This window comes from uncultured Lactobacillus sp. (assembly GCF_947367085.1).
GTDB lineage: Bacteria > Bacillota > Bacilli > Lactobacillales > Lactobacillaceae > Lactobacillus.
Genome location: NZ_CANBCP010000072.1, coordinates 1 through 7,386, shown reverse-complemented (window position 1 = coordinate 7,386; position 7,386 = coordinate 1). Strand labels below are relative to the sequence as shown.

The window sequence follows — 7,386 nt, the reverse complement described above, 5'->3', positions numbered from 1 at the left end:
GGAACTATTGATGTTGCCTTAACTAACGATCGTTCAAAAAATCAAAATTTTAAAACAGATATTCTAGTTACTAGAGCTAGTGAAATGGCTATCATTCAAAAAGGAATCTTTGAAAAATATGCCCAAATTGTAGAATTAAACGATCTAAAGGCAAATGCTTGCATTTTGATTTGTAAGATTGCTGAACAAGAAGCAGAATATGATTATTATAGAAATGTTCTTAACATATCTAATCAATTAATAGCAGTTGATTCAGTGAATGAGGCTGTTTTAATGGCTGAATCAGGTTCAGGGTTCTTTTTGATGAATGAATCCAATGCCCATCTAATCAAAAGCGAGAGCTTACAAAAGCTATTTTTATTTAATAATCATAGTCAAGTTAAAGAAGATTATGTCCTATTGAGCAAAAATGAGAGTCAAGATATAACAGAATTTTCTGAGCTTTTAAAAGCAGAATTTTAATAATATGAATCGCTTTTAGTATTATAGTTCTTATTATTTTATTTCTCCTAAAATTAAACCTAAAATACAGGTGTAGAGCAAAAAGGAGGAATTAAAAATGGTAGAAATTCCAAAAATAAAATTGAACGACGGTAATCAATTACCTTTAATTGGCTTAGATGCATCCCAGATTGCGGATCGTGAAAAAGCTAGACAAACAGTAGAAATGGCTATTAAAAATGGATATCGTCTAATTGACGCAGGTGCTAACGACGATAACCAAATTGCAGTAGGTGAGGCAATTAAAGAAACCGGTATCGACCGTAAAGAGATGTTTATAATTACTAGAGTCAATGTTTCAAAAATGACTTTTGAAAAAGCTAATAAGGCTATTGAGTTTTCTTTAAAAGAGTTAGACACAAACTATATTGATCTCGTTGTATTATCACATCCGTATGGTGATATTTTCGGCGCTTGGAATGCTTTATCATATCAAAAACATGAAGATAAAGTTAAGTCAATTGGACTTGCAAACTTTTACCCCGATCAATATATGAACTTAGAATTATCTCATGAAGATAAGCCTGCACTCAATGAGATCGAAATTAATCCATGGTTCCAGCAAACAAATGATATTGCATTTTTCGAAGGAAGAGATATCGCAATTGCTGGTATAGAGCCATTTGCACAAGATAAAGACAATTTATTAGAAAACAAAGAATTAAAGAGAATTGCTGAAAAGTATCACAAGAAAGTTAGCCAGGTCATCTTACGCTGGTTAACTCAAAGAAATATCCTTGTCACTCCACAATCTGAACACGAAAAGGAACAGAAAGAATACTTAGATATTTTTGATTTCAATCTTACTGAAGATGAAATGATTAGAATTAAAGGTTTAGACAAAGGCGTAAGTCAATACTTTGACCATCGCGACCCAGCTGTTATTGAAGATATCTTTGGTGAAAGTTTAAAGCAATTACGTGATTCTAAATAATAAGTATATTTAATATATAAAAAGCTCAAAAATGATCAACATTAATGAGCTTTTTTTCTTTTGCTTTTATAAACGTATCTTCCTCGAAATTTTCTTAGTGCAGTTTTAGCACTATTAATTTTCTTCTGAGTCAATTCGTTCTTCCAATGCATTAAAGCAAACCAAATTGCAATTCGATTATACCAACTATAATTATGCTTCATATAATTATAAGCTGTTTTAAAATTACTTAGAGCGTCCTCAGAAATAAACTGATTACGTGTCCAATGCCAGTCATCAGGACGCTTTGAATAAATCCGAATTTTTAGTACTTTAGCCACTGTTAAACGAGCCTGATTATGTATATAAGTTGAAGTGGCAACATTGATATAATTGCCAATTAAACTATTTTTCCAGTATCTATTCTTATTTTTATCTCTTTCCCAGTATAAAGCATGACGTAATACTTTGCTGACGCAATACCACTGTTTTTGACCATCAGGTAATTCTACAAGTATCCAAATAAAATAAGCATTTTGTTTTTTATTTTTCGACATAATTATCCTAACTTTTAAATATATACTCGCTTGAAAACATACGTTCTCATATACTATAATGATTAATTGAAAAAGCCAGTAACACAAGTTACCGACTTTTATTAGCTACTTCTTCAGTTGATGATGTGCTTTTTTGTACCAGTACCATATACCGAAGGGAATTATATTTTCTTTATGATGTATTAGACGCTTGATATTATCTTTGTGTCGGATAAATAAAATAATCATCATTATACCAGAAATCAAAGTTAAAAAGATATCATGAAACGTGAAGGAAATAATAAAAATTATCACAATCGATATTAAGCTCGATAAGCTTACATAAGACGTAATAAATAAGATTGGCAAAAATACCAGGGCACATACTCCAAAGAATTTTAAATTATATCCTAAAAAGACACCAGCACTTGTTGCGACAGCTTTACCGCCTTTAAATTTAAGAAAGATTGAATAAGTGTGTCCTAAAATCGCGCAAATACCTGCCACTAACAGCAAATATTTTGGCCCTTTTAAATGAAAAATTAAAGGAAGATCGGTTGCTAGTGCGCCTTTTAAAACGTCGATAAGTAGGACAATAGTGCCTGCAACTGGTCCCATAACTCTAAAAGAGTTAGTTGTACCAATATTTCCTGAACCGTATTTTCTTATATCTTTATGGTAAAATAATCTACCCATTAACACACCCGTAGGAAATGAACCGATCAAGTATGCTAAAATAAACGTTAGTAAATAAAACAATATAGACATGTATTTCAACCCCATTTAAATCTAAACTTAATTTTAACAAAAAGATCGGTTTTATGTGGGGCTGATTTTAATTGTCTTCAAAAATGGAGGAATTTATTTGGCTAAAACAAATAAAATTACTAATTCTTATGACGATTCATCCATTCAAATCCTTCATGGACTTGAAGCAGTTCGTAAGCGTCCAGGAATGTATATTGGTTCAACTGATAAGCATGGTTTGAATCAATTAGTTTATGAAATTGTAGATAATTCTGTCGACGAAGCTATGGCAGGCTACGGTAAAGAAATTAACGTGACAATTCATAAAGATAATTCAGTCACTGTTCAAGATTTTGGACGTGGAATGCCAACAGGAATGCATGCTTCTGGTAAGCCGACTATTGAAGTTATATTGACAGTGCTTCATGCAGGAGGAAAATTTACAGAAAAGAACTATCAGACATCTGGTGGTTTACACGGTGTAGGTTCCTCAGTCGTAAATGCTCTTTCTGAGTACTTAAAAGTAAGAGTGGTACGTGGTGGAGAAGCCTATGAAGAAGAATTTCATAATGGCGGCCATCCAATTGGTACTTTAAAACACTTAGGTAAGACTAAAGATAAAACAGGAACAACGATTACTTTCAAACCAGACAGTACAATTTTTTCTACAACAAACTATAACTACGAAACTATCCAAGAGAGAATTCGCGAATCAGCATTCTTATTAAAAGGTGTTAAATTTACTTTAACTGATGAAAGACAGCCTGAACATCATGATGAATTTTTATATGATGATGGGATTAAGTCCTTTGTGTCATATTTAAATGAAGATAAAGATACGATGGGAAATATTTTCTATTTCTCAGGCAAACAAGATGGTATCGAGGTAGAATTTGCTGGTCAATATAATGATGGCTATTCAGAAAACTTCGTATCTTTTGTAAATAATGTTCGTACAGCTGACGGTGGTAGTCATGAAGTAGGGGCACGAAGTGGTTTTACTAAAGCCTTTAATGATTATGCAAAAAAACAAGGGCTGTTAAAAAATAAAGATAAAGGACTTGAAGGATCTGATTATCGTGAAGGCTTGAGTGCAGTCCTATCTGTAAAGATCCCTGAAGAACTACTTGAATTTGAAGGCCAAACAAAAGGAAAACTTGGAACCCCTCAAGCCCGAAGCGTGGTAGACAGTATTGTTTATGAGCAACTATCTTACTACTTAATGGAAAATGGGGAATTTGCTCAAAGCTTAGTTCAAAAAGCCCAAAAAGCAAGGGATGCACGTGAAGCTGCTAAAAAAGCAAGAGATGAGAGCAGAAGCGGTAAAAAGCGTCGTAAAAAAGAAATCCTATCAGGCAAATTAACTCCAGCTCAGTCTAGAAATCCAAAGAAAAATGAACTATTTCTTGTCGAAGGTGATTCTGCTGGCGGTTCAGCAAAACAAGGAAGAGACCGCAAGTTTCAAGCCATTTTGCCACTACGTGGTAAGGTTTTAAATACCCAAAAAGCCAAATTACAGGATATCTTTAAAAATGAAGAAATTAACACTATGATTCATACTATTGGAGCTGGTGTGGGGTCAGATTTCCAAATTAAAGATGCAAATTACGATAAAATTATTATTATGACGGATGCTGATACAGACGGTGCACATATTCAAATCTTATTATTAACATTCTTTTATCGTTACATGCGCCCTATGGTCGAAGCTGGGAGAGTTTATATTGCGCTTCCTCCACTTTATAAATTACAAAAAGGTAATGGGCAAAAAGCCAAAATCCAATATGCTTGGACAGATGAAGAATTAGCAACTGACTCTAAAAAGATAGGCAAAGGATTTGCCTTACAAAGGTTTAAAGGGTTGGGTGAAATGAATGCGGACCAATTATGGGAAACAACTATGAATCCTGAAACTCGTACTTTGATTAGAGTAAAAATCGATGATGCACAACTAGCTGAAAGACGAGTCACAACTTTAATGGGCGATAAAGTTGCACCTAGAAGAAAATGGATCGATGAAAATGTGAAATTCCGAATGGGTGAAGATGGCTCAATTTTGGAAACTAGTAGAAGTTAAGGAAGGTTAGAAATCTTAGATGGTTGAATCAAAAGAACGAATCAAAGAACTCCCACTTGAAGATGTCATGGGTGAAAGATTCGGACGCTATTCTAAATACATTATTCAAGAAAGAGCTCTTCCCGATATTAGGGATGGATTAAAACCTGTACAAAGACGTATTCTTTATGCGATGTATAAAGATAATAACACCTACGATAAGCCTTATAAAAAGGCTGCTAAAGCTGTGGGTAATGTTATGGGGAACTTTCACCCTCATGGTGATAGTTCAATTTATGGAGCTTTAGTTCACTTATCTCAAGATTGGAAGATGCGTGAACCATTAATCGAAATGCACGGAAATAATGGTTCAATGGATGGCGATGGTCCGGCAGCAATGCGTTATACTGAATCTCGCTTGAGCAAAATTTCAAACTTACTTTTACAAGATATAGACAAAGAAACTGTTCAGATGATTTTGAACTTTGATGACACGGAATACGAACCGACGGTTTTACCTGCTCACTTTCCTAATTTACTTGTAAATGGATCGACTGGAATTTCTGCAGGATATGCCACTGAAATTCCACCCCATAACTTATCTGAAGTTATTGATGCGGCTGTCTATTTGTTGAAGCATCCTGAAGCAGATACCGATGATTTGATGAAATTTGTAAAAGGTCCTGACTTTCCGACTGGCGGTATTGTTTTAGGTAGTAAGGGAATAAAAGAAGCTTATGAAACCGGACGTGGCCGCATTCAAATTAGATCAAAAACTATTATTCAAGAAATTAAAGGTCATCGTCAGCAAATTGTTGTCAGTGAAGTTCCATTTGGTGTCAATAAAGCTTTAATGGTTAAAAAGATTGATGAAATCCGCTTAAACAAAGAAATTGATGGTATTTCAGAAGTTCGTGATGAAACAGACCGCCACGGTTTATCAATCGTTATTGAACTAAAAAAAGGTGCTGACAGTGAAAATATTCTAAATTATCTTTTCAAAAACACTGATTTACAAGTATCTTATAACTTTAACATGGTTGCTATTGATCATATGGCACCAGTTCAAGTCAGCTTAAAGCAAATTTTAAGTTCATATTTGGAACACAAAAAAGAAGTTGTTACAAAGCGTACCGAATTTGATTTGAGCAAAGCTAAACAACGCCTTGAAATCGTTGAAGGATTAATTCATGCTCTTGATATTTTGGATCAAGTTATTAAGACAATTAGATCTTCAAAAGATAAAAAAGATGCCAAAAATAATCTTGTTAAAAAATTTGATTTTACAGTAAACCAAGCCGAAGCTATTGTTTCTTTACAACTGTATAGATTAACAAATACTGACGTCAATCAATTAAAGGCTGAACAGACAGATTTAGAGGCTAAGATCAATACTTATCAAGAAATTTTAAATGATAATTCTGTCTTAGAAAAAGTTGTTATCAAAGAGTTTAAACAAGTTAAGAAAGATTTTGGCTCACCTCGTCGAACTCAAATTACTGCTAAAGCTGAAAAAATCGAAATTAACGAAAAAGCTTTAATGGCAGATGAAGATGTCAGAGTTTTGGTAAGTAGAGATGGATATTTGAAGCGAGCTTCACTGCGTTCATTCCAATCTACCAATGACGAAGACAATGGACTACCAGCTGGAGACAAAGTTATATTTGAAAAAACAATGTCTACCTTGAGCAATCTATATATCTTTACTAACAAAGGTAATATGATCTTTAGGCCTGTCCACGAACTCATTGAAACCAAGTGGAAGGAAACTGGCCAACACCTATCTCAAGAAATTGGTTTAGCTCAGAATGAAGAAATTATCAGAGTATTTGAAATTGATAATCTTAAAGAAAACGATAATTTCTTGCTTGCGACAAATGATGGTTACATTAAACAAGTTAGCCTCAGTGACCTACAACCAACTAGGACCTATAAGTCTCGTGCCATTACAACCATGAAACTGAAATCTGAAGATAGTAAAGTAGTGCGCGTCGATAAAATTAAAGCTGATAGTAACTTTGAAATTACTTTAATTACTAATCAAGCTTATGCAGTCAGATTTGATGTATCAGAAGTTCCAACTTCGGGTGCTAAAGCAGTTGGGGTTAAGTCCGTAAATCTCAAGGACGATGACTACGTAGTAAATTATGTCTTAGTTGATAATGAGTTTTCTGACGAAATTAAAGTTGGTTTAATTACTCAACGTGGTGCTTTCAAACAATTCGAATTAAAATTAGTCAACAAAGTGACCCGTGCAAAACGTGGAGTATTAGTTCTAAGAGAACTTAAGACTAAGCCACATCGAATTGAGGCCCTAGTAGAATATGGTCAAAATCACGAACTACTTTTGACTACTTCAAGTGATCGTCATATTACAATCAAAAGTAATGAATTTCCACTAGGAGATCGCTACTCAAATGGTTCATTTGTTTTAGATCCAACAACCGATGGAACTCCAAAGAGTCTAACTTTGGGTAAGCCACTTGCAGATGGACGAGAAGACGTCAGCGATTTATTTGATTAAATAAAAACAATTGCAAAAAGATAGGATAGATCTGTACTGAGACGTAAAAATTAGACAAATATTTGTTCTAGCTGACTAAGGCTTGATTTCGATATTCAATCGGAGTTAA

General features: G+C 33.9%; 6 protein-coding genes. 4 read left to right on the top strand and 2 right to left on the bottom strand.

What is annotated here, in order from left to right:
- Positions 1-462: hypothetical protein (locus Q0Y70_RS09015; RefSeq protein WP_297820068.1), on the top strand; the 462-nt coding region annotated here is incomplete at its 5' end.
- Positions 463-559: 97 nt separating this feature from the next.
- Entirely contained in the window at positions 560-1,435 is an 876-nt protein-coding gene (locus Q0Y70_RS09010) for an aldo/keto reductase (RefSeq protein ID WP_297820065.1), read from the top strand.
- A 41-nt stretch (positions 1,436-1,476) separates the two neighbouring features.
- On the opposite strand, the gene Q0Y70_RS09005 is transcribed toward Q0Y70_RS09010, so the two are convergent.
- Both Q0Y70_RS09005 and plsY read right to left on the bottom strand, forming a co-directional pair.
- On the bottom strand, positions 1,477-1,971 hold the full coding sequence (locus Q0Y70_RS09005; protein WP_297820062.1) for a hypothetical protein: 495 nt from the start codon (positions 1,969-1,971) through the stop codon (positions 1,477-1,479).
- A gap of 105 nt (positions 1,972-2,076) precedes the next feature.
- Complete coding sequence (gene plsY / locus Q0Y70_RS09000) at positions 2,077-2,718, bottom strand: glycerol-3-phosphate 1-O-acyltransferase PlsY (RefSeq protein WP_297820059.1); 642 nt, start codon at positions 2,716-2,718, stop codon at positions 2,077-2,079.
- A 97-nt stretch (positions 2,719-2,815) separates the two neighbouring features.
- Here plsY and parE point away from each other — a divergent pair, with 97 nt between their 5' ends.
- Entirely contained in the window at positions 2,816-4,774 is a 1,959-nt protein-coding gene (gene parE / locus Q0Y70_RS08995; protein ID WP_297820056.1) for a DNA topoisomerase IV subunit B, read from the top strand.
- A gap of 19 nt (positions 4,775-4,793) precedes the next feature.
- Positions 4,794-7,277, top strand: coding sequence for a DNA topoisomerase IV subunit A (gene parC / locus Q0Y70_RS08990; RefSeq protein ID WP_297820053.1), 2,484 nt, complete (start codon positions 4,794-4,796; stop codon positions 7,275-7,277).
- Positions 7,278-7,386: the final 109 nt, after the last annotated feature.

Coding starts and splice junctions, on each gene's coding strand:
- Q0Y70_RS09010 (WP_297820065.1), top strand. CDS start 560: ATGGTAGAAATTCCAAAAATAAAATTGAACGACGGTAATCAATTACCT.
- Q0Y70_RS09005 (WP_297820062.1), bottom strand. CDS start 1,971: ATGTCGAAAAATAAAAAACAAAATGCTTATTTTATTTGGATACTTGTA.
- plsY (WP_297820059.1), bottom strand. CDS start 2,718: ATGTCTATATTGTTTTATTTACTAACGTTTATTTTAGCATACTTGATC.
- parC (WP_297820053.1), top strand. CDS start 4,794: ATGGTTGAATCAAAAGAACGAATCAAAGAACTCCCACTTGAAGATGTC.